Here is a 908-nt window from a genome sequence, read left to right on the forward strand (position 1 = left end):
TTACAAAAATAAATCAATTATTAAATGAATTAAAAAAACTTAGAATTTTAAAATTACAAGGGATTGAAAAAAATTTTTTAGGAACAGGAAAAGGTTTTAAGTATAAAATTTTTCTTCATAATCATATCACTAAAAAAAATCTTATAATAGTTTTATCTGAAAATAGAATTATAGAATGTAGTAAAGGGGATTACAAAATTTTAAATTCGGATTCTAAATATAAAACATTATTAGAAAACATAGATAATATTTATAATTCATTGCATAATGAAGTAAATTTACAACATTAAAAAAAGATGTGATATAAATACATCACATCTTTTTTTATACTAACTATTATCAATAGTTAAATATAATCTTATAGTCACTAAGGTCTTACGGGTTGCCCATCTACATAACCCATATCAATATAATCTACGATTTTAAAATCATCACCTTCCCAAACATTCATTATGATATAATATATTCCTTCATTTACATATTTAAGTACTGTCATCCTTACTTCAAGTTCATCATATTCTGGGTTATTTCTCCACCAACGTTCAAGTTCATCTAAAAAAATTAAACCATCTCGAGTAGCCTTTTCTAATGCATCTTTTTCCCAACCGCTCAAACCACTCACAACTGATAGAGTAGTACCTGTTACAGCTGCTGCTGTTCCAAGACCAAAGCAAAATGAAAGAACTATCGATGCTGTTCCTGCCACTTCAATTAAACCGTTTAGTAAACTACTTTCATTAGGGTCTTTTATACCATTAATAATAACCTGTAATTGGGCATCTTTCATTTTAAGTAATTCATCATAACTAAATCTGAATGATTTAATATATTCATTTGTCATATTAATTCTCTCCTTTTTATCATATTATTTTGTAAGACTCTCCCTGTTGGCCAACTTGTTTCGTCTT

The 908-nt window shown here is 26.9% G+C and carries 2 protein-coding genes; one reads left to right on the forward strand and one right to left on the reverse strand.

Translation table 11 applies throughout. The features are described 5' to 3' along the window. Window positions 1–290 (forward strand): hypothetical protein (locus tag L21TH_RS14595; RefSeq protein ID WP_034429889.1); only part of this gene is annotated, 290 nt, incomplete at its 5' end. 77 nt (window positions 291–367) lie between these two features. On the opposite strand, the gene L21TH_RS10060 is transcribed toward L21TH_RS14595, so the two are convergent. Beyond that, complete coding sequence (locus tag L21TH_RS10060; RefSeq protein WP_006315310.1) at window positions 368–841, reverse strand: hypothetical protein; 474 nt, start codon at window positions 839–841, stop codon at window positions 368–370. Between the last annotated feature and the right edge of the window lie 67 nt (window positions 842–908).

Source organism: Caldisalinibacter kiritimatiensis, from assembly GCF_000387765.1.
GTDB lineage: Bacteria > Bacillota > Clostridia > Tissierellales > Caldisalinibacteraceae > Caldisalinibacter > Caldisalinibacter kiritimatiensis.

Coding starts and splice junctions, on each gene's coding strand:
- L21TH_RS10060 (WP_006315310.1), bottom strand. CDS start 841: ATGACAAATGAATATATTAAATCATTCAGATTTAGTTATGATGAATTA.